We start from the raw sequence: 21,318 nt of genomic DNA, 5'->3' as shown, positions 1-21,318 counted from the left end.
TAATGAAGGAGCAAGAAGCCTTTAATTATACGCTCAATTTGAAATTACGGACAAATCGCATTTTTTTTGGACCTGGCGTCGTTGAACTACTCCAACGGATTTCTCAAACAGGTTCACTAAATACTGCCGCTAAACAGATGCGAATGTCTTATAACAAAGCTTGGCGGATGATCCAAAAAGCTGAGGAAGAACTAGGCTATCCGCTAGTCAATAAAAGTGTAGGTGGGAATAACGGCGGCGGTTCCACCGTAACGAGCCAAGGAAAAAAATTAACAGCAAAGTTTTTGCTTTTTCAAAAGAAAACGTATCAAATCACCAATCAATATTTTGCAGAGATTTTTAGTGATGAATTAGATTTAGAATCAGTAGAGTTGGAGGAAAGAGAATGAAAGAACTTTTTCTACGAATAAATGAAGCAATCAAACAAAGAGAAGATACGGTTTTAGTTACGGTTACTGAAAGTTCAGGATCGACACCTAGAGCCGCTGGTGCTCGTATGCTAGTTGATAAATCTGGTCGGATAAATGGCACGATTGGCGGTGGTGCAGTAGAGTTTCGCGCAGAAAAAATTGCGAAAGAGGTTCTGAAAGCACAACGATCTCGAGCAGAAACCTTTATTTTAGCACCAAATGATGTTGTAGATCTGGGTATGATTTGTGGTGGTAATGTGGCGCTGTTTTTTCAATATCTTAGTTGGCAAAATGCTTCTGTTCAAGCTATTTGCGAAGAAGTTATCCAGCATTTTAACCGTAATCAGCAATGTTGGCTGATCACTGAAATCAATGCTGAAAGAGAAAATGGTTTTGGGGTGTATAGCGTAGAAACAGGATTAATCGGAAATATACCAGCTAAATTAAAAGAAGAGAAGTTTAAATCTGGTTTATCAGAAGTAAAATTGAATGAACGGATTTATTCAGTGGAAGCATTGCTACAACTTGGAAAAGTTTACGTTTTTGGTAGTGGTCATGTTGCTCAGGCGTTGCTTCCTATTTTAAAAACAATAGATTTTTATTGTGTTGTTTTAGATGATCGGGAACAATTTTTAACCGAAGCAGTTTTTCCAGATGCCGATCAGCGAATGGTCGTTGATTTGAGTAATATTGACGCATCGATCCAAATTACAGAGGCAGATTATGCCATCGTGATGACACGAGGCCATCAATTTGATTTTCTAATAGCGAAACAGTTATTAGAAACACCAGCACATTACATCGGTGTCATGGGCAGTAAGCAAAAGATCGCGGTCCAAGTCAAAAAATTAAAAGAAAGCGGCTTTTCAATGGAAGACATTGAACGAATCAATATGCCGATCGGCCTAAAAATAAAATCAGAGACACCCGCTGAACTGGCAATTAGTGTTGCCGGTGAGTTGATTGAAAAAAGGGCGGAAAGACCAAAGGGATAGCGGTCAACAATAGGGGTGAATTTAGTGGAAAACAAACAGTCGACAACGAAACAGAAAAAAATCATTCTTTTAGCTTCCTTCTTGCTTTTTCTACTGGTCTTTATAATTTCCTTTTTTTTAGGGAAGTTTCCGATTGCGATGGACGATTTTTTTAAGGTTGTTTTGAATAAAATAATCCCTTTAGAGCAAACTTGGAGCAGTCAAGTTGAGACGATTTTGTTTAAGATTCGTTTTCCTAGAATTATTATGGCAGTGGTGATCGGTGGCGGTATTTCTGTAGCTGGGGCAACTTATCAAGCTTTGTTTCAAAATCCAATGGTCTCACAAGATATTTTAGGTGCTTCACAAGGTGCTGCTTTTGGTGCGGCTATAGGATTGTTTTTTTCATTGACCTATGAACAGGTGATTTCGTTGTCTTTCATTTTTGGATTATTAGCTGTAGGTGCGGTTCTTTTAATGAGTCGTTTTTTGCGCACTGATTCGGTTTTAAACATGGTTTTGATTGGTATGATGATTGGCTCACTTTTTTCTTCAGCTGTTTCCTTTTTGAAATTGGTAGGGGATCCGACAAATACTTTACCGGCAATAACCTATTGGTTAATGGGCAGCTTATCTTCGATCAATAAGCAAAATGTTGTATTTGCTGCCCCTTTGATTTTAGTAGGAATGATGCCCATTTTTTTATTACGCTGGCGCTTAAATGTGATTTCTCTGGGAGAAGAAGAAGCGTTGAGTTTAGGAGTAAACAGTCGTGTTTTACGCGTGATTTTGATTCTGGCTGCGACCTTGATTACAGCAAGTGCAGTATCGGTTAGCGGACTGATTGGTTGGGTAGGGTTGGTTGTACCGCATTTTTCAAGGATGTTAGTTGGCAATGATTATCGCTATAGTATTCCGATGACTGCTATATTAGGCGGTACTTTTCTGTTATTTGTAGATGATTTTTCACGCTTGATTACAACTAGTGAGATACCGATCGGAATTTTAACTTCATTTATCGGTGCACCGATTTTTCTTTTATTGATTGCTAAAAATAATCGTTCAGTTAGACAGTGAGGAGGAATTTCAATGCTTGAAGTTATTGATTTAGCATTTGCCTATAAACAGCAAAAAATATTGAACGACATTTCATTTACTTTAGATTATGGACAATCAGTTTGTTTATTAGGAAAAAATGGTGTGGGGAAAAGTACGTTATTTAAATGTTTGCTAAGAGTGTTGGAGCCAAGTTTGGGAAGTGTTAAAATCAATGATCGTTCGATTCAACAGTGCTCAAGAAACGAGCTTTCTCAGTTGATTTCATATATTCCGCAAAAACAACGAGGTATTTTTCATTTTACTGTATTTGAAATGGTCTTAATGGGCACAACTGCTAGATTAAAAAATTATCAGCAACCTGGAACAGCTGAAAATGAGTTGGCAGAAGCGGCCTTAGTCGCACTCAATATCACGCATTTAAAGAATCGTATTTTTTCAGAAATAAGTGGAGGAGAGCAACAACTTGTGATCATTGCTCGTTCAGTGGCTCAGCAGAGTAAAATCATTATTATGGATGAGCCTTGTGCTAATCTTGATTACGGCAATCAGATAATGGTCTTAGAAATGATTCAAACACTAGCAACGCAAGGTTATTTGATTATTCAATCGACCCATGATCCCAATCACGCACTTCAATATGCTGACTATGTCTTAGTTTTACAAGAGGGTCAACTATTACAAGGAATACCCAAAACGATTTTAACGAGCCAACAGTTAGAGGCCATTTATCGTGTACCGATCACTGTACATACAATAGCTTCAACTGAAAAAAGAATCTGTTTGCCAACAAAAAAATAAATCGATTGAAATAGAAAGGATAGAATTTTAATGAAAAGAAAGATAAATTTGCTTTTAGTATTAGGATTAGCACTAGTTACAACGATTGGTTGCACTACTAACGAAAAAAAAGCCAATGAAACTGAAAAAACGCAAACAGCTATTCGTTCCGAAAACAAACAGTCAGATGGGACACGCACTTTTGTTGATTCTGCTGGGCGTGAGGTAATCATCCCAACACAGATCAATAAAATAGCCCCTTCTGGACCACTGGCTCAAATTGTATTGTATACTAGCTCCCCTGATTTACTTGTTGGTTTAGCCAGCCCTTTTTCGTCAGAAGCGAAAGAATTTATTGATAAAAAATATCAGAAATTACCAGAATTTGGACAATTTTACGGAAAAAATGCTAGCTTAAATATGGAAGCTTTGAGTGCTGCTGAACCAGATGTCATTATCGATATCGGTGAGGCAAAAAAAACAGTCAAAGAAGATATGGATAAATTGCAAGAGCAAATCAATATTCCCACGCTTTTCATTGAAGCAAATTTAAAAAATATGCCAGAAACCTACCAGAAATTAGGTGAATTATTAGGAAACACACAAACAACAGAAAAACTTGCTTCCTATTGTCAACAGGTTATAGAAAAAGCTGATAGTGTTCGTTCTTCACTAAAAGAATCAGAGCAAAAAAGTATCTATTATGCAGCCGGAAATGCTGGACTAAACACAAATGCTGAAGGGTCATTTCATGCTCAAGTAATTGATGAGATTGGCGCAAAAAATGCGGCAACAGGTGTTGATGTTGTGTCAAAAGGTGGCGGAACCGTTATTTCGATGGAACAGCTAATTCAATGGCAACCAGATTATATTTTAGCTGAGACAAAAGCTGTCTATGATCAAATCAAAACGGATGAGTCTTGGCAAGAATTAACAGCGGTCAAAGCAGGCAAGGTTTATCAAGTACCAACTGCACCCTATAACTTCATTAGTTCACCGCCGTCTGTCAATCGGATCATTGGCATTCAGTGGTTGGGGGCGTTAGTTTACCCTGAACAATACAAACTAAATATGGAAGAGACCGTTAACGAGTTTTACAAGCTATTCTACCATGTTGAACCGACAGCAGAACAAGTCAAAATGATTCTGACAAATGCACAATAAAGAGACAAAGTACTGGGAGGGATTTTATGCAAATCAAAACAGAATTACCAGAAATAGTTGCGGAGTTCGATGATGCTAGACGTCAAGGTTTTATTCAAGTAAAAGAACTAAAAGAACAAGGAGTACCGGTTGTTGGTGTGTATTGTACTTTCATGCCAGAAGAAATCGTCTTAGCAGCTGATGCTGTCCAAATCAGCCTCTGTTCGACATCAGATGAAACGATTTCAGCTGCAGAAGAGGATCTACCTAGAAATCTTTGTCCGTTGATCAAATCCAGTTATGGTTTTGGGAAAACGGATAAATGCCCATTTTTCTATTTTTCCGATTTAGTTGTAGGGGAAACAACTTGTGATGGAAAGAAAAAAATGTATGAATACATGGAAGAATTCAAACCACTGTATTTAATGAATTTACCAAACGCACGAAATTCAGAGGCAGCGTTTGGCTTATGGAAAGATGAAATCATTCGCTTTAAAGAAAAATTAGAGTCATTTCTTGATGTGGAGATCACAGAAGAACGCATTCAAGAAGCGGTTCGTCTAAAAAATAGAGAACGAGCAGCTAGAAAAAAGTTTTATGGACTGGGGAAACTAAATCCGCCTGCAATTGAAGGCTCAGAAATTTTTAAAGTGATGTATGGCGCAAATTATACTTTTGAAAAGGAAAGTCTGATCCAAAAATTAGAGGATACAACTGCAAAAATCATCGCACAATATCCCGAAAACCATCAGCCAAATGGAAAACCTAGAATTTTAATCACTGGTTCACCAATGGGGGGTGTAACGGAAAAAGTGATTCGTGCAGTCGAAGAAAATGGTGGAACCATCGTAGGATTTGAAAATTGTACAGTAGCTAAGGCTGTTGAACGGCTAGTCGATGAAGAGAATGAAGACGTTTATGAAGCCCTAGCAGAGAAATATATCGATATTGGGTGTGCCTGTATGTCTAATAATACCAGTCGCTTTGATTTATTAAGCCAAATGATCGATGACTATCAAGTGGATGGGGTTTTAGATATGGTGCTACAATCCTGCCATCCATATTCGATCGAAGCATTGAAGGTTCGGCGTTTTTGCCAATCTGAAAAAAATGTACCGTATTTATATTTAGAAACAGACTATTCTACAGCAGATATCGAGCAAATCAATACGCGAGTGACAGCTTTTATCGAAATGTTAGAGGCACGCTCATCATGAAAGTAATTGGTCTTGATAGTGGATCGACGACAACGAAAGGCGTTCTTTTTGAACAAAACAATCTGGTGAAAAAATACTTGGTACTAACTTCAGGTGACCCTAAACGAGCAGCTGCAGAAGTTGTGACAAAACTAAGTGGAAATGAACCCTGTAAATTGATTACAACAGGCTATGGTCGCAAACTGTTAAAAGCTGATAAAGCAGTTACGGAAATCACTTGTCATGCTAAAGGGGCATCCTATCTAAGTCCTGGAATTCAAAATGTGATCGATATCGGTGGGCAAGATAGTAAGGTGATCAGAATGAACACTGACGGGCATGTCTTAGATTTTAACATGAATGATAAATGTGCCGCTGGAACAGGACGCTTTGTTGAAGTACTGATGCGGACATTAGGGGAAAGCATCGATCTGATTGATCCCTTTGTGGCCTTAGCTGAACCAGTAAAAATCAATAGTATGTGCACCGTATTCGCAGAATCAGAAGTCATTAGCTTGATTGGAAAAGGCGAAAAAAGAGAAAATATCGCTTTAGGAGTCTTGCATTCGATCGCAGCTCGTATTAGTAATCAACATCGACAGATCAATCCTGATCAAGGTCCGATTTTTTTTTCTGGCGGTTTGTCTCATAGTAAGAAAGTTGTAGATTTAGTTGCTGAATATACTCAAAAAGAAGTATACTATGATCAAGAACTATCTCAATATGCAGGCTCGATTGGGGCTGCATTGATCGGTATTCAACAAAAGTGAATAAAAAATATTTTTTTTGCTAAATAATAATTTTTAGACTAAAGTTTTATGGTATAATCATAGTGATAAAAAGCTATAATTATAACAGAAATTGAGGTGTAAAGAAAAAATGTATTCATTCGTTGTAAATGGTAAGACAGAGACCTGTGACACGAATAAAAAGTTAATGGACTTTCTTCGTGAAGATTTAAGGTTGACTGGGACAAAAGATGGTTGTAATCAAGGTTCTTGTGGTGCTTGTTCAGTATTAGTAAATGGAAGGGTTTCCAAAGCGTGTTTATTTAGCTTAGAAAAGGTAGATGGAAAAGAAATTGTCACGATCGAAGGATTGGACCAACATCAAAAAGATGTTTATGCCTATGCTTTTGCTAAGACTGGCGCTGTTCAATGCGGTTATTGTATTCCTGGTATTGTTATTTCAGCTCACGGATTATTGAACAAAAAAACAGAACCTAGTGATGAAGACGTTCGCAAAGCGATTCGTGGGAACATCTGCCGTTGTACAGGGTATGTCAAAATTGTTGAAGCAATTCAACTAGCAGCTAAAATGTTTCGTGAAAAATTGAGCATTCCAGAAGAGCCGTCAAATGGAAAGTTAGGAGAAGACTTCAAACGAGTAGATGCTGTTGAAAAAACCTTAGGAACAGGACAATATGTAGATGACATCACAATTGAAGGAATGCTTCATGCATCGGCTGTCCGCAGTGCCTATCCAAGAGCGAAAGTGTTGAAAATCGACACGAGTAAAGCCGTTGAACATCCAGAATGTGTATCAGTGCTGACAGCAAAAGATGTTCCTGGAAACAATAAAATCGGTCATTTAGAATTTATTTCTGATTGGGACGTTATGATATCAGTTGGGGATACTACGCGTTATGTTGGGGATGCAGTGGCCTTGGTTGTTTCTACAACAAGAGAAGCTTTGGAAGAAATCAAAGAATTAGTAGAAGTTACCTATGAAGAACTGACACCAATAACTTCATGTGAGGCCGCATTAGTAGAAGATGCACCGTTGATTCATGAAAAAGGCAATATTTTATCTCATGAACATCTTATTCGAGGTAATGCGGATGAGCAGTTGGCGGCATCTGGATATGTTGTAACCCAACATTATTCAGTTCCGATCAATGAGCATGCATTTATGGAACCTGAATGTGCCATTGCAATGCCTGAAGGTGAGGACGGTATTTTACTGTATAGTGCAGGTCAAAGTATCTATGATGAACAACGAGAAGTTGCTCGTATGTTAGGGGTGAAAAAGGAGAATATTCATGTCCAAGCGAAATTAGTCGGCGGCGGTTTTGGCGGAAAAGAAGATATGAGTGTGCAGCATCATGCTGCTCTTGCGGCTTGGTGTTTACAAAAACCAGTCAAAGTTTTACTTAGCCGACAAGAAAGCTTAATGATCCATCCAAAACGTCATGGCATGGAGATGGACTTCACGACAGGTTGTGATGCACAAGGAAATCTAACGGCTATGAAAGCTGTCATATATGCAGATACGGGAGCCTATGCTTCTTTAGGTGGTCCTGTTCTTCAACGAGCATGCACACATGCGGCAGGTCCTTATAAATACCAAGACATCGATGTCGAAGGGTATGCAGTGTATACAAACAATCCACCAGCTGGTGCCTTCAGAGGGTTTGGGGTTTGCCAAACAGCTTTTGCAATTGAAAATAATCTTAATCTTTTAGCCGAAAAAGTCGGTATTTCTCAATGGGCTATTCGCTATAAAAATGCAGTAGAACCTGGAGATTCTTTACCAAATGGTCAATTGGTTTCAAAAAATGCCGCATTGAAAGAAACGTTATTGGCTGTTAAGGATGCCTATGAAAATGCTGAAATTGCTGGGATTTCTTGTTTCTTTAAAAATAGCGGGATCGGTGTTGGATTATCAGATGTTGGTCGTTGCATTGTTTCAGTTGAAGACGGTAAGGTTCATGTTAGAACTAGTGCGGCATGTATTGGGCAAGGGATGGCGACCGTGACAACACAAGTTGCGTGTGAAACCTTGGATCTACCGCCAGAAATGATTATTGCCGAAGCACCAGATACGCGGCGAACGCCAGATTCCGGTACAACAACAGCCTCTCGCCAATCCTTATTTACAGGTGAAGCAACCAGAAGAGCAGCGATGCAACTACGCTATGAACTTGATATGGGGCGTGCGTTGTCTGATTTAGAAGGACAAGAGTTTTATGGAGAATATTCAGCTAAAACAGATCCTTTGATTAACGATAAGAAGAGTCCTGTTAGTCATGCTGGCTATGGTTATGCAGCAGAAGTTGCGATTCTAGATGAAAAAGGCAAAGTCGAAAAATTTGTGGCAGCATATGATATGGGGCAAGTCGTCAATCCTAAGGCAGCAGAAGGGCAAATCGAAGGTGGGATCGTAATGGGGATGGGTTACGCTTTGACCGAGAAATTTGTCATGGAAGATGGTTATGTCAAAGCAAAATACGCTACGCTAGGCTTGCTAAATGCTGCTCAAGTGCCACCAATCGAAACAATTTTAGTTCAAGCGGACAATATTCATGATGGCTTGGCTTATGGAATCAAAGGTGTGGGAGAATTAGCGACGATCCCGACAGCACCAGCTTTGGCCGGTGCTTACTATGCACTTGATGGAAAACTAAGACCCACATTACCTATGGAAGATACCTTTTATCAAAAGAAAAAGAAATAACTGAATGATTCTGTGAGGTGCTGTAAAAAAACGATACACAAAGGCGCAAAAAACGCATCCGATAAAGACAATTGGGTGCGTTTTTGTTTTTAATGATCGATGAAATCAAAAGGAGTAAACCAATGCTGAAAGTAAGTGCAATCATTATGGCTTCAGGATGTTCTGTACGAATGGGAACGAATAAACTCTTTCTTGATTATCAAGGGGAGACTTTTTTGGAGCGGACGTTAAACCTCACTAAAAAAATGCCTTTTTTTGAACGGATTTTAGTTATTTCACCTGAAAACTTGCTGGGATTAAAGCTACCGACTAATCTAAAGGTCGTTCAGAATACAGAAGCGCAGAAAGGGCAAAGTGCAAGCGTTCGTTTAGGAACAAAAGCGGCTACTGGAGAAGGCTATCTTTATTTAACGGTCGATCAACCACGATTAACGCAAGCGTTGCTTGAATCCCTTTTTTCAGCATACTCTAAAGAAAGCATCGTTTTTCCAATTGATCAAAGGGAAGCACCATGTAGTCCTATGTTTTTTGGTGAAGCATTTCGTTCTGAATTACTAAAGGTAACAGGGGGTTCTGGTGGGCGAGTTGTTCGGAATAATCATCCAGAAGCTTGGCGAAAAATTCGTGTAGATAGGCCTGAATGTTTGGTCGATATCGATACGCCAGCAGAATATCAGACCTTAATCAATCAAAGCGTTTGTCACGGTAGGAAGGGATAGAAAGATGAAACAATCTGTGTATCTAAATCATGCAGCCACTTCAAATCACAAATTTGAAGCGACCATTCAATCATTATGTCAATACTTAGAAAAAAATAATAATATAAATACGAATCGTGGTTCACAAAATATCGATGAACTTGAAGTGGTTTTTGAGGCTCGCCAATTGTTGGCGGAATTTTTCCATGCACCTGATCCAGCACATATTATTTTTACGGCAAATGCAACGACTTCACTAAATATGGTGCTAAATGGTCTGTTAAAACCAGGGGATCATGTCTTAACAACTGAAGTAGAACATAACGCCGTGACTAGACCGTTGTACCTGTTAGAGCAACGACAGAATATTTCAGTGACACGTATTCCTTGTAAATCAGATGGCAGACTTGATCCAGAGATAATTGAATCACTGATTCGTCCGGAAACAAAAGTCATAGTGATGACACACGCATCCAACGTATTAGGGACGATTTTACCTGTGAAAGAATGCTTTGAAATTGCAAAAGCACACGGTATCCTCACAGTTTTAGATAGTGCACAAACTGCGGGTTTTTTAGCAATTGATATAGAGGAGATGTTGATCGATGTTTTGGCATTTACAGGACACAAGAGTCTAATGGGGCTTTCTGGCATTGGGGGATTTGCTCTAGCACAAAATATGGAGCACAAAATCAAGCCATGGATGAGTGGTGGTACAGGCAGTGCCTCATTATCACTTGCGCAGCCTGATTTTTTACCAGATAAATTTGAACCGGGCACACAAAATATGTTAGGAATTTTAAGTTTGAGGAGTTCACTTGAATCGATAAAAGCACTTGGACTAAACAAAATCGCAGATCATGAGCGCGCCTTGACCGCGCGATTTTTGACGGGATTAAAAAAATTACCTGTAACAATTTTAGGATGTACAGAAGCAAATCAAAGGGTACCCGTTGTTTCAATCAGGTCAGCAAGGGTTGATTCTGGAGAACTTTCTCAGCAATTATTTGATCGCTATCAGATTGTCACACGATCGGGATTACATTGTTCTCCGTTGGCACACCAAACTGCTGGAACGCTAAAAACCGGAGCAGTTCGTTTTAGTTTTGGGTGGAATACGACCCTAGATGAAATCGAGTACACTTTAAAAGCCTTAAAGGAAATTTTGTCAGAATAGAGATGAAGGAGAAAGACGATGGATTTTTTATCACAATGTACGTCAGGTGGATGTGGTGCAAAGATCGGACCAAATGAATTAGCTGGTTTTTTAGGAGGCGTGCCCAAATTCTCTGATGAAAAGTTACTAGTCGATTTTAATGCATCTGATGATGCAGCGGTTTATCAAGTATCAGAAGATCTTGCACTGATATCAACAGTGGATTTTTTTTCACCGATGGTCGAAGATCCCCGCACTTTTGGCAGGATTGCCGCAGCAAATGCACTGAGCGATGTTTACGCAATGGGAGGAGAAGTGTTGTTTGCATTGAACTTAGTTTGTTTTCCAGAGAAAATGGCAAAACAAAAGCTTTCGGAAATCCTGATTGGCGGTGCTGAGAAATTAAAAGAAGCACAGGCTTCACTGGCTGGAGGGCATTCGATTTATGATCATGAACCTAAATATGGATTAGCCGTTACAGGACAAGTGGACCCAAAAAAAATCATTCATAATAATACGCCAAAAGTCGGCGATATTTTGATTCTTACCAAAGCCTTGGGGGTGGGACTAGTTCAATCTGCTGTTAGAGGAGGAGTAGCGTGTAAAACATCAGAAAAGGCAGCAATCGCTTCGATGGAACGACTAAATAAATATGCGGCTGAAAAGATGCGTGATTTTCCTGTTCATGCGTGTACAGATGTGACCGGTTTTGGCTTATTAGTGCATGCATCTGAAATGGCGGGGGCAGATGTGACGCTTGTGATTGATCCAGAACAATTACCACTTTTACCGCACGCCTATCATTATGCAGAAGAGTTTTTAGCAACAGCGGCCGGACAAAGAAATCGTCAATTTTTGGAAACTAAAATTGATTTGACCAACACTACGCCAGCATTTCAGGAGATTTTATTTGATCCTCAGACCTCAGGCGGATTACTAATCAGTGTCGCTGCAAATAAGGCTGTGGAATGTCTTGCAGCAATCCAAAAAGATGATCCAGTAGCGGCGATTATCGGGGAAGTTTGCCAGAAAGAATCAGATCAGTCGATTATTATTGTATGAGAAAGAAGGAGCAGCAATGAAAAAAATCAATGCTTTAGGCAAACCCTGTCCAATTCCAGTGATTGAAGCAAAAAAAGCAATTCGGGAAATCAAAAATGATGGTGGCCTTATTGAGATTACCGTGGATAATGAAGTTTCTGTGAAAAATATCGAGAAAATGGCTACGGGATTGGGGCTTAAAACAACTAGCCAAGCACTTAAAAACGATGAATTCACAGTTGAAATTGTCGTTCCAAAAAATCAAGATCAATTAAATCAAACAGCATCAGATAGTGAATTAGTCGTTGCGTTTGGACGTAAAACTATGGGGGACGGTGATCCAGATTTAGGAGCAATGCTATTAAAAAGTTATATTTATTCTTTGACTGAACTAGATACACCACCAGAGCATCTCTTGTTCTTTAATAGTGGGGCATTTTTGACGAATCAAGGCTCCAATACGTTGAATGACTTAAAATTATTAGTAGATAAAGGCACACAGATCAGTACATGTGGCGCCTGTTTAGATTTTTACCAAATCAAAGAAACGTTAGCGGTCGGTGAAATCACAAATATGTATGGGATTACAGAAGTAATGGCGCAGGCAAAAAAAGTCATCAATTTCTAAAAACGAGGTGGAAAAATGGAGTATCTTTTCACGTTTCAAAATACCCATTATGCGGTTCATAGTGAAAAAATCTTACTTAATAAAAAAATACCTGTTTCAGTTATGGCACTGCCGACAAGCTTAGGTGATTTTTGTGGCATTTGTTTAAGATTGGCGAGAGAAGATTTTGAACAAGGGCGAGTGCATTTAACGAATGCTAAGATACCGATCGAAGGGATATTTATAATTGAAGGAAACAACAATGAAAGGAAGTATGTCCCATGGAAACCTTGAGCGACTGTTTTGATTTTCAAGGCCAACAAGTCATTTCATTGATCGGCAGTGGTGGAAAAACAAGCTTGATGTGGTATCTTGCTGAGTATTATCGTGATCAAACTATTTTAGTCAGCACAACGACGAAAATTGGTTATCCAGTTGAACGATCGTATGATTATTTTTATAGTGAAGACTTTTCAACACTAGGTAAAGATGGACATGGAATCACATTAGCAGGTTGTTTGGCTGCCGATGGTCATAAATTGAGTGCATTGCCTCATGCTGTCTTCCAACAATCACTTGAGCATTTTGACAAGGTATTTTTAGAGGCGGATGGTTCCAAGCAATTACCCTTAAAAGGCTGGGAAACCTTTGAGCCTGTTGTGGTGCCTGAAACAACTGTTACGATCGGTTTGGTCCCCATCTCTGTTGTGGGAAAAGCTATTGATGACAGAACGATCCATCGTTTGCCGCTTTTTCTGCGTGCTACAGGGGCAACTCAAGGCGCAAAAATCCATGAAGAAACATTAGCTGAAATCATTACTAGTCCCACAGGTTTATGGGAGAAAAGTCAGGGACAACGGATTCTTTGTATCAATCAGGTGGAAACACCAACCCAATTAAAGCAGGCGAAAAAAGTCTTATCCTTATTACCACAAATGTTGTTAAAACGCTTGAGTAAAGTGATTGCCTGCAATATTCAATCGAAAGAAGGCATTGTCTTATGGGAAAAATAAAACAATCGATTTCTGAAACAATCATAGCTGTAAGAGGTGGTGGCGATTTGGCAACAGGCGTGATTCAAAAATTAGTTCATGCCGGTTTTAAAGTCGTCATTTTAGAAACAGCCAAACCTTTAGCAATCCGCCGTACTGTGGCCTTGTGTACGGCTATTTTCCAAGGAAAGCAGCAGGTAGAAGACCTAGAAGCCATTTTAGTAGCTGATGTCTCGGAATGTTCTACAATCTGGGCTGACGGGCAGATCCCTATGCTGGTTGATCCCACAGCAAGTTCATTATCTGAGTTACAACCAACCGTTTTGGTAGATGCAATTTTAGCTAAAAAAAATTTAGGAACGAACAGAACAATGGCGCCGATAACAATTGCTTTAGGACCAGGTTTTTCAGCATCAGAAGAGGTTGATGTTGTAGTTGAAACGATGAGAGGACATTATTTAGGACGCTTGTATTTTGAAGGGCGTGCTATCCCGAATACTGGTACACCAGGTGAAATTGGTGGAAAGAGTACGGAACGCGTCATCCATTCGCCAGCCTCAGGAGCTGTCAAACACATAAAAAAACTCGGTGATGTCGTAAAAAAAGGCGAAGTACTTTTTTATGTTGGAAAAGTAGCTGTACAATCACCATTAGATGGTGTTCTGAGAGGGATGATTTCAGATCAAGTATCCTGTCAAACGGGACTAAAATGTGGCGATGTCGATCCTCGTCCTATTGACCAAGTAGATTGCTTTACGATATCAGATAAAGCACGAGCGTTAGGTGGTGCAGTTTTGGAAGCAGTTCTTTGGTTGGGACGTGAAAAAAACTTGTTTTAGCACGGATGAAACCGACTTGCTAAAAATTATTTTTTTTACCTAAAAAATATTGTTTTAAAGTGGTAGTTTATGTTATAGTATAAGTGAAGTTTTTACATGATTTTGAATTAAAAAAAGAAAGCGTTTTAGCGATTTTTTTAATATGTGAAAAAGGTAATTTGTATTAAGAGATCCTTAACAGGTAAGACAGATGCGTAGTTTTATTGATATTAAGTATGAGAAGAATGAAAAGGGTTACAAATCAATCTTTTTATACTTTAAAATATTATGTAAAAAAGTTGAGAGGATGAGTAAATATGGCATTGGTTAAAATCATTTATGCGAGCATGACAGGAAACACCGAGGAGATTTCAGAAATCATAGAAAGTACCGTACAAGAAGCGGGATTTGATGTAGAAAGAGAAGAGTGTTCAGAAGTAGATGTTGACTTTTTTGATGATGCAGATGCTTGCGTGCTTGCTACTTATACTTATGGCGATGGTGAATTGCCATTTGAATTTGAGGATTTCTATGATGACTTGGAGGAAAAGGATTTAACTGGAAAAATTTTTGGCGTTGTTGGTTCTGGAGATCGTGAGTATGGTGATTTGTTCTGCAAATCAGCCCATGATTTTGTAGCGGCTTTAGAAAAATCTGGTGCAAAAAAAGTTGCCGAAACAGTTGAAATTGAAAATAATGCAGAAGATGAAGATGTTGAAGCATTAAAAAAATTCGTTCAGGAACTAACGGCTGGGTTATAGAGATAAGCAGATATCATATGAAAGAAGGAAAAATGAATGAGGCTATTCATTAACGGTAATCCATATGTATAAGATAACCAAAAAGGTTCATATTTCCAAAAATGAATATGATTTTTGGATCGAAGCTCCTCGAATCGCAGCAAAAGCACAACCAGGGCAATTTGTCATTCTCCGTATCAATGAAGTTGGCGAACGGATTCCTTTGACGATTGCAGATACAGACCCTTCTAGCGGCAGTATTCGTTTGGTGTTTCAAGTAATCGGTAAAACAACTGCTGAACTTGGTACTCTAAAGGTTGGCGATGCTATTTTAGATTTGACAGGACCACTTGGCATGCCGACCGAAATAAAAAATTACGGGACCGTAATGATCGTAGGCGGTGGGGTTGGTATCGCTGCAATTTTTCCAATTGTTAAAGAATTGAAAAAAGCGGGGAATCGAGTTATTACGATTCTTGGTGCCAAAACAGCAGAATTAGTGATTCTTCAAGACGAGTGTCGTGAATATTCCGATGAGTTGATCATTACAACAGATGACGGCACGCTTGGTATGAAAGGACTCGTAACTGAAGCAATGGAACAAGTGATTGCTAGAGAAACAGTCAATTGTAGCTGGGCGATTGGTCCTAGCATCATGATGAAATTTTGTACGATGACTGCCACAAATCACGAATTACCGATTTACGTTTCATTAAACCCAATCATGATCGATGGAACAGGTATGTGTGGTGGTTGCCGGGTAACGATCGATGGAAGTATTAAATTTGCTTGTGTTGACGGTCCAGAATTTAAAGGAACTGAGGTCAATTGGGAAGAGTTTATCAGTCGTATGAAACAATATAAGACTGAGGAAGAAAATAGTTTAACAGATTACCAAAAAGCGCAGGTGGGAAATCATGGCTAGAAGAAGCAGAACAAAAACACCCATTACTGAACAAGATCCTGCTCTTCGCAAAACAAATTTCTCTGAAGTTTGTTTAGGCTATACAATCGAAGAAGGACAAGCAGAAGCAATTAGGTGTTTACAATGTAAAAATGCCCCTTGTATCACCAGTTGTCCTGTGATGATCGATATTCCTGGATTTATCCTTGCAATCAAAGAAGGTCATATGCAAGAAGCCGCTGATGTATTAGGAAAATATACAAATCTTCCAGCTATTTGCGGTCGAGTTTGCCCTCAGGAAAAACAATGTGAGCAAGTTTGTAAATTAGGGATGGCGAAAAATTTTGAACCAGTCGCAATTGGCAAACTTGAACGTTTGGTTGCTGACTGGGCTTTAGAAAACCAAGATTTTTCTAAACAGGTTCAAAGTGATCAACCAAAAATCGGGCGAATCGCTGTGATCGGCTCTGGTCCATCGGGCTTAACGGTTGCAGGAGATTTAGCCAAAATGAACTATGAGGTCATTGTTTATGAAGCACTACATGATTCTGGCGGTGTCTTGACGTATGGTATTCCAGAATTTAGATTACCTAAAAGAATCGTAAAAAAAGAGATTGAAAGTATTGAAGCGTTAGGTGTAACGATCGAGACAAATATTGTCGTTGGAAAAACGATCACGATGGATGAGATCATGAACGATTTTGATGCTTGTTATATTTCTGTTGGTGCAGGAGCACCTAATTTTATGGGAATTCCGGGTACAGCGCTAAATGGCGTCTATTCTTCTAGCGAATATTTAACACGGATCAATTTGATGCATAGCTATGAATTTCCCAAATATGATACACCGATGAAACAATCGAAAAATGTTGTCGTGATCGGTGGTGGGAATGTAGCGATGGATGCCGCACGCTCAGCTAAACGTTTAGGTGCTGAACATGTCAGCATTGTCTACCGCAGATCACTGGAGGAGCTGCCAGCACGTATTGAAGAATATCACCACTCTGTTGAGGAAGATATTATGTATCATTGGTTGACCAACCCTATCGAATATATAAATAATGGTACCGGTGATTTAACTGGTGTGAAATGCGTCAAAATGGAACTTGGTGAACCAGATGAGTCTGGAAGACGTCGCCCTGTTCCAATCAAAAATAGTGAGTTTATTATCGAAGCTGACACAGTGATCGAAGCAATCGGTCAAGGGTCCAATAAAGTCTTATTATCCACTTTCCCAGAACTTACATTAACAAAATGGGGTTACATTGAGGCGGATCCAAAAACGGGAGCAACATCGATTCCCGGCGTCTTTGCCGGCGGAGATATTGTTACAGGTGCAGCAACAGTGATTTTAGCCATGGGTGCTGGAAAAGTTGCTGCTGTAGAAATCGACAAGTATGTACGAGAAAAAAAGAAAACGCCCGTAACAACAAAAGTTTGAGGAAAGATAAAAGGTGAGAAAAATGAAAAAAACGAAGACAATGGACGGAAATACAGCCGCAGCGTATATTTCCTATGCCTTTACTGAAGTAGCAGCGATTTATCCAATCACACCAAGTTCTACGATGGCAGAATTAGTCGATGAATGGGCAGAAACTGGCTTGAAAAATGTCTATGGACAAAAAGTCCAAGTCATTGAAATGCAATCAGAAGCTGGAGCTGCAGGTGTTGTTCATGGTTCATTAAAAACAGGTGCTCTAACAACAACCTATACAGCTTCACAAGGTTTGCTATTGATGATCCCTAATATGTATAAAATAGCTGGTGAACTTTTACCAGGTGTTTTCCATGTAGCAGCAAGAGCGATCACGACAAGTGCTTTGAGTATTTTTGGGGACCATGGGGATGTTATGGCAACTCGCCAAACTGGTTTTTGTATGTTGGCCGAATCCAGTGTACAAGAAGTGATGGATCTTTCCGCAGTGGCACATTTAGCTAGTATCGAAGGTAGCTTACCTTTCGTCAATTTCTTTGATGGCTTTAGAACGAGTCATGAATTACAAAAAATCGAAGTATTGGATTACGCTGATTTAAAAGGAATGCTGGATCAAGATGCAGTGGACCGCTTTAGAAAAAGGGGGATGAACCCAAATCATCCGACAGTTTCGGGAACAGCTCAAAATCCAGATATTCATTTTCAACAAAGAGAAACAGTGAATGCCAATTATGAAGCAATGCCAAGAATCGTTCAAAAGTATATGAATCAAATCAATGAATTACGTGGTACGAATTATGATCTTACAGACTATTATGGTGCGGATGATGCAACAGAAGTCATTATTTCCATGGGATCAGCCTCACCAGTTATTCAACAAACGGTGGATTATTTAAATGAGCAAGGTCGTAAAGTTGGCTTAATTAATATCCATTTATATCGTCCATTTCCAACAGAAAATCTATTAGAAAAATTACCAAAAACAGTGGAAAAAGTTGCGGTTCTGGATAGAACAAAAGAAGCTGGAGCTGACGGAGAACCATTGCTTTTAGATGTTCAAAGCGCGTTATATCAACATGAAAATCGTCCGATCGTAATTGGTGGGCGTTATGGATTAGGCTCAAAAGATGTGACACCTAATCAAATCAAAGCGGTCTATGATCATCTATTATTACCATTTGCTGAATTGAAACAACGTTTTACGATCGGAATCGTAGACGATGTGACCTATCGCTCATTGCCGCAAGGCGAGGTGTTAGATTTAACCCCTAATTCAACATTCCAAGCAAAATTCTGGGGCTTTGGATCAGACGGAACAGTTGGTGCCAATAAACAGGCAATCAAGATTATCGGTGATAACACTGATTTATATGCTCAAGCTTATTTTAGTTATGATTCTAAGAAATCAGGCGGCTTGACTCTTTCTCATTTACGTTTTGGAGAAGAACCGATCACTTCAACTTATTTAGTAGAACAAGCAGATTTTATTGCCTGTCATAATGCTTCTTATATTCACAATTATGATTTATTAAAAGGCTTGAAAGACGGCGGGACGTTTTTATTGAATACGATTTGGGACAAGGAAAAAGTCTATCGATTACTTCCAGCGAAGCTAAAACAATACATTGCAAAACATAATATTCAATTTTATATTATCAATGCTGTTGAATTAGCGCGAGAAGTTGGGTTGGGTCGCAGAATCAATACGGTAATGTCTACTGCGTTTTTTGAAGTAACGGATATTATGACGCGGGAAGAGTACATGCCTTTACTAAAAGCAGAAGTTCAAAAAACGTATGGCAAAAAATCAAAAGAGATCGTCGATAAAAACTACCAAGCAATTGATAGAACTTTTGATTCACTTCAAAAAATCGAAGTACCATCAGAATGGGCAACGATCGTCATTGAACCTGAGAAAAAAGATTTAAACTTACCTAAATATGTTACGAATATCCTACAACCAATCAATCGCCAAGAAGGAAATGAATTAACGGTTGGTGATTTAATCGATAATGGTATGAAAACAGGTGAAATGCCAATGGGCACAGCAGCCTATGAAAAACGTGGGATTGCTTTAGAAGTGCCGGAATGGCAGATGGATAAATGTACCATGTGTAATGAATGTGCTTTTGTTTGTCCACATGCAGCGATTCGCCCATTTTTAGCAGATGAAGCTGAGATGGAAGAAGCACCAGAAGGATTTGTTGCTAGAGAAATGCGCGGTGCTGACGGTTTGATGTATCGGATTCAAGTTTCATTAGAAGATTGTACAGGTTGTGGTTTGTGTGTTCAAGCCTGTCCCGTCAAAGAAAAAGCCATTCTAATGAAACCTTATGAAGAACAAAAAGAACAAGCAATCAACTGGGCCTTTGCAATGACTTTGCAGCAAAAAGAAAACCCAGTTCGAAAATTATCGGTCAAAGGCTCTCAATTCAATCAGCCATTGATGGAATTTTCAGGTGCGTGTGAAGGGTGTGGCGAAACACCGTATATCAAACTACTAACTCAGTTATTTGGGGATCGTATGATGATGGCCAATGCAACAGGTTGTTCTTCTATTTGGGGTGGGTCATCTCCAGTAACACCTTATACGACCAATGAATGCGGTCAAGGTCCTGCTTGGAGTAATTCGCTGTTTGAAGACAATGCTGAATACGGCTACGGCATGTATGTAGCCAATAAAACAAAACGGCAATATTTAGCGGATCAAGTGCAAGAAGCAGTCGATAAAAAACTAGGAACAGAGGAGCTTCATGCTTTAATGGAAGATTGGTTAGAGCATTATTTGGAAGGTGAAGGTACACAACAACGGGCAACTAAACTTGCAGCCGCCTTGAGCGAAGAGTATCAAACCAATCCACTTTTAGAAAAAATCTATAAACAAAGTGATTTACTTGTAAAAACCAGTCAGTGGATCGTCGGTGGTGATGGTTGGGCTTATGACATTGGTTTTAGTGGGATCGATCACGTTTTAGCAAGTGGAGCTGACGTCAATATTTTTGTTATGGATAATGAAGTCTATGCTAATACGGGTGGTCAAACATCTAAAGCTACACCAGCGGCAGCTATCGCAAAATTCTCAGCTGGTGGAAAACAAACATCTAAAAAAGATCTAGGCATGATGGCGATGACTTACGGAAATGTTTACGTTGCCCAAATTGCATTAGGTGCTAATTCCATGCAGACAATCAAAGCCATTGACGAAGCGGAACGCTACCCTGGACCATCATTGATCATTGGCTACACACCTTGTATTAACCATGGTGTTAAAGGTGGAATGATCGAAACATTGGCATTAGCGAAAGAAGCTGTTGAGTCAGGTTATTGGCAATTGTATCGTTATAATCCACAACTTATTGAAAAAGGCAAAGATCCAATGGTCATTGACTACAAAAAAGCCGATTTCTCTAAAATACGTGATTTCCTTGAAAAACAAACTCGTTTCTCTGCACTTCATACGATTAAAGACAATCAAGAAGTTGTAGAAGATCTTTTAACGAAAACAAAAGATGATGCAGAAGACCGTTCTGAAAACTATGTTAAATTAGTGAGTCAGATAAAGAAATAAAAATAGGGTCGGACAAATGACCTTAGAAGGTAAAGTCAGAGCTTCAAGAAGTTAAGGGAATCGAAAGACAGTCGACCTTTTAGGTGCTTATTAAAATCAGGAGTATGAAACAAAACTAATGTTTAGTTTTGTTTCATACTCCTTTTTAGATAATGCTAAAAATAGATAGAGGGATAGAAACCAGCTAACTACATAGGATTGATAAAGTAATCAGGTAGTAGGAGATAAATAAATCTTTTAACAAAAAAAAAGAAACTTAGTTCAATTTACTAATTGATAACGCTATCATTTCTGATATTATAATAAGTAAAGAGGTCTGACCTCTTAGAAGGGGTGGAGAGAGA

The 21,318-nt window shown here is 39.1% G+C and carries 19 protein-coding genes; all 19 read left to right on the top strand.

Going from position 1 to position 21,318, the window contains the following annotated elements:
* The first annotated feature begins 2 nt into the window (after positions 1-2).
* The 19 genes from ATZ35_RS15725 (at position 3) to nifJ (ending at position 20,974) form a co-directional block, all read left to right on the top strand.
* Complete coding sequence (locus ATZ35_RS15725) at positions 3-389, top strand: winged helix-turn-helix domain-containing protein (protein ID WP_086279064.1); 387 nt, start codon at positions 3-5, stop codon at positions 387-389.
* Entirely contained in the window at positions 386-1,405 is a 1,020-nt protein-coding gene (gene xdhC / locus ATZ35_RS15720; RefSeq protein ID WP_208928069.1) for a xanthine dehydrogenase accessory protein XdhC, read from the top strand. The genes ATZ35_RS15725 and xdhC overlap by 4 nt, the downstream gene beginning before the upstream one ends.
* 24 nt (positions 1,406-1,429) lie before the next feature.
* Positions 1,430-2,461 (top strand): FecCD family ABC transporter permease, encoded by a 1,032-nt coding sequence (locus tag ATZ35_RS15715; RefSeq protein ID WP_208928068.1) that lies wholly within the window; start codon positions 1,430-1,432, stop codon positions 2,459-2,461.
* 12 nt (positions 2,462-2,473) lie between these two features.
* Positions 2,474-3,241 (top strand): ABC transporter ATP-binding protein, encoded by a 768-nt coding sequence (locus tag ATZ35_RS15710; protein ID WP_208928067.1) that lies wholly within the window; start codon positions 2,474-2,476, stop codon positions 3,239-3,241.
* A gap of 30 nt (positions 3,242-3,271) precedes the next feature.
* Positions 3,272-4,384: an ABC transporter substrate-binding protein gene (locus tag ATZ35_RS15705; protein WP_208928066.1), complete on the top strand. Its 1,113-nt coding sequence runs from the start codon at positions 3,272-3,274 to the stop codon at positions 4,382-4,384.
* 26 nt (positions 4,385-4,410) lie between these two features.
* Complete coding sequence (locus tag ATZ35_RS15700; RefSeq protein WP_208928065.1) at positions 4,411-5,580, top strand: double-cubane-cluster-containing anaerobic reductase; 1,170 nt, start codon at positions 4,411-4,413, stop codon at positions 5,578-5,580.
* Complete coding sequence (locus ATZ35_RS15695) at positions 5,577-6,329, top strand: acyl-CoA dehydratase activase (RefSeq protein WP_208928064.1); 753 nt, start codon at positions 5,577-5,579, stop codon at positions 6,327-6,329. Before ATZ35_RS15700 ends, ATZ35_RS15695 begins: the two co-directional genes overlap by 4 nt.
* Before the next feature lie 109 nt (positions 6,330-6,438).
* Positions 6,439-9,015, top strand: a complete 2,577-nt coding sequence (gene xdh / locus ATZ35_RS15690; RefSeq protein ID WP_208928063.1) for a selenium-dependent xanthine dehydrogenase — start codon at positions 6,439-6,441, stop codon at positions 9,013-9,015.
* Positions 9,016-9,137: 122 nt separating this feature from the next.
* Positions 9,138-9,734, top strand: a complete 597-nt coding sequence (locus ATZ35_RS15685; RefSeq protein WP_208928062.1) for an NTP transferase domain-containing protein — start codon at positions 9,138-9,140, stop codon at positions 9,732-9,734.
* Between the two features lie 4 nt (positions 9,735-9,738).
* Positions 9,739-10,890, top strand: coding sequence for a selenocysteine lyase SclA (sclA, locus tag ATZ35_RS15680; protein ID WP_208928061.1), 1,152 nt, complete (start codon positions 9,739-9,741; stop codon positions 10,888-10,890).
* Between the two features lie 18 nt (positions 10,891-10,908).
* On the top strand, positions 10,909-11,931 hold the full coding sequence (gene selD / locus ATZ35_RS15675) for a selenide, water dikinase SelD (protein WP_208928060.1): 1,023 nt from the start codon (positions 10,909-10,911) through the stop codon (positions 11,929-11,931).
* A 16-nt stretch (positions 11,932-11,947) separates the two neighbouring features.
* On the top strand, positions 11,948-12,538 hold the full coding sequence (gene yedF / locus ATZ35_RS15670; protein WP_208928059.1) for a sulfurtransferase-like selenium metabolism protein YedF: 591 nt from the start codon (positions 11,948-11,950) through the stop codon (positions 12,536-12,538).
* A 15-nt stretch (positions 12,539-12,553) separates the two neighbouring features.
* Positions 12,554-12,811, top strand: a complete 258-nt coding sequence (locus ATZ35_RS15665) for a putative Se/S carrier protein (protein ID WP_208928058.1) — start codon at positions 12,554-12,556, stop codon at positions 12,809-12,811.
* Complete coding sequence (gene yqeC, locus ATZ35_RS15660; RefSeq protein WP_208928057.1) at positions 12,799-13,530, top strand: selenium cofactor biosynthesis protein YqeC; 732 nt, start codon at positions 12,799-12,801, stop codon at positions 13,528-13,530. Before ATZ35_RS15665 ends, yqeC begins: the two co-directional genes overlap by 13 nt.
* A complete protein-coding gene (gene yqeB / locus ATZ35_RS15655) occupies positions 13,518-14,348 on the top strand; it encodes a selenium-dependent molybdenum cofactor biosynthesis protein YqeB (protein WP_208928056.1) in 831 nt (276 codons plus the stop codon). Before yqeC ends, yqeB begins: the two co-directional genes overlap by 13 nt.
* Positions 14,349-14,644: 296 nt before the next feature.
* Positions 14,645-15,088, top strand: a complete 444-nt coding sequence (locus tag ATZ35_RS15650) for a flavodoxin (protein ID WP_208928055.1) — start codon at positions 14,645-14,647, stop codon at positions 15,086-15,088.
* Between the two features lie 64 nt (positions 15,089-15,152).
* Entirely contained in the window at positions 15,153-15,992 is an 840-nt protein-coding gene (locus ATZ35_RS15645) for a sulfide/dihydroorotate dehydrogenase-like FAD/NAD-binding protein (protein WP_208928054.1), read from the top strand.
* Entirely contained in the window at positions 15,985-17,412 is a 1,428-nt protein-coding gene (gene gltA / locus ATZ35_RS15640) for an NADPH-dependent glutamate synthase (RefSeq protein WP_208928053.1), read from the top strand. Before ATZ35_RS15645 ends, gltA begins: the two co-directional genes overlap by 8 nt.
* A gap of 22 nt (positions 17,413-17,434) precedes the next feature.
* Positions 17,435-20,974, top strand: coding sequence for a pyruvate:ferredoxin (flavodoxin) oxidoreductase (nifJ, locus tag ATZ35_RS15635; protein WP_208928052.1), 3,540 nt, complete (start codon positions 17,435-17,437; stop codon positions 20,972-20,974).
* The last annotated feature ends 344 nt before the right edge of the window (positions 20,975-21,318 follow it).

The organism is Enterococcus rotai (assembly GCF_001465345.1).
GTDB lineage: Bacteria > Bacillota > Bacilli > Lactobacillales > Enterococcaceae > Enterococcus_L > Enterococcus_L rotai.
This window is presented reverse-complemented; position numbering and strand designations above follow the sequence as displayed.

Excerpts from the sequence above, each read along its gene's own strand:
- ATZ35_RS15725 (WP_086279064.1), top strand. The coding sequence starts at position 3 with ATGAAGGAGCAAGAAGCCTTTAATTATACGCTCAATTTGAAATTACGG.
- xdhC (WP_208928069.1), top strand. The coding sequence starts at position 386 with ATGAAAGAACTTTTTCTACGAATAAATGAAGCAATCAAACAAAGAGAA.
- ATZ35_RS15710 (WP_208928067.1), top strand. The coding sequence starts at position 2,474 with ATGCTTGAAGTTATTGATTTAGCATTTGCCTATAAACAGCAAAAAATA.
- ATZ35_RS15705 (WP_208928066.1), top strand. The coding sequence starts at position 3,272 with ATGAAAAGAAAGATAAATTTGCTTTTAGTATTAGGATTAGCACTAGTT.
- ATZ35_RS15700 (WP_208928065.1), top strand. The coding sequence starts at position 4,411 with ATGCAAATCAAAACAGAATTACCAGAAATAGTTGCGGAGTTCGATGAT.
- ATZ35_RS15695 (WP_208928064.1), top strand. The coding sequence starts at position 5,577 with ATGAAAGTAATTGGTCTTGATAGTGGATCGACGACAACGAAAGGCGTT.
- xdh (WP_208928063.1), top strand. The coding sequence starts at position 6,439 with ATGTATTCATTCGTTGTAAATGGTAAGACAGAGACCTGTGACACGAAT.
- ATZ35_RS15685 (WP_208928062.1), top strand. The coding sequence starts at position 9,138 with ATGCTGAAAGTAAGTGCAATCATTATGGCTTCAGGATGTTCTGTACGA.
- sclA (WP_208928061.1), top strand. The coding sequence starts at position 9,739 with ATGAAACAATCTGTGTATCTAAATCATGCAGCCACTTCAAATCACAAA.
- selD (WP_208928060.1), top strand. The coding sequence starts at position 10,909 with ATGGATTTTTTATCACAATGTACGTCAGGTGGATGTGGTGCAAAGATC.
- yedF (WP_208928059.1), top strand. The coding sequence starts at position 11,948 with ATGAAAAAAATCAATGCTTTAGGCAAACCCTGTCCAATTCCAGTGATT.
- ATZ35_RS15665 (WP_208928058.1), top strand. The coding sequence starts at position 12,554 with ATGGAGTATCTTTTCACGTTTCAAAATACCCATTATGCGGTTCATAGT.
- yqeC (WP_208928057.1), top strand. The coding sequence starts at position 12,799 with ATGGAAACCTTGAGCGACTGTTTTGATTTTCAAGGCCAACAAGTCATT.
- yqeB (WP_208928056.1), top strand. The coding sequence starts at position 13,518 with ATGGGAAAAATAAAACAATCGATTTCTGAAACAATCATAGCTGTAAGA.
- ATZ35_RS15650 (WP_208928055.1), top strand. The coding sequence starts at position 14,645 with ATGGCATTGGTTAAAATCATTTATGCGAGCATGACAGGAAACACCGAG.
- ATZ35_RS15645 (WP_208928054.1), top strand. The coding sequence starts at position 15,153 with ATGTATAAGATAACCAAAAAGGTTCATATTTCCAAAAATGAATATGAT.
- gltA (WP_208928053.1), top strand. The coding sequence starts at position 15,985 with ATGGCTAGAAGAAGCAGAACAAAAACACCCATTACTGAACAAGATCCT.
- nifJ (WP_208928052.1), top strand. The coding sequence starts at position 17,435 with ATGAAAAAAACGAAGACAATGGACGGAAATACAGCCGCAGCGTATATT.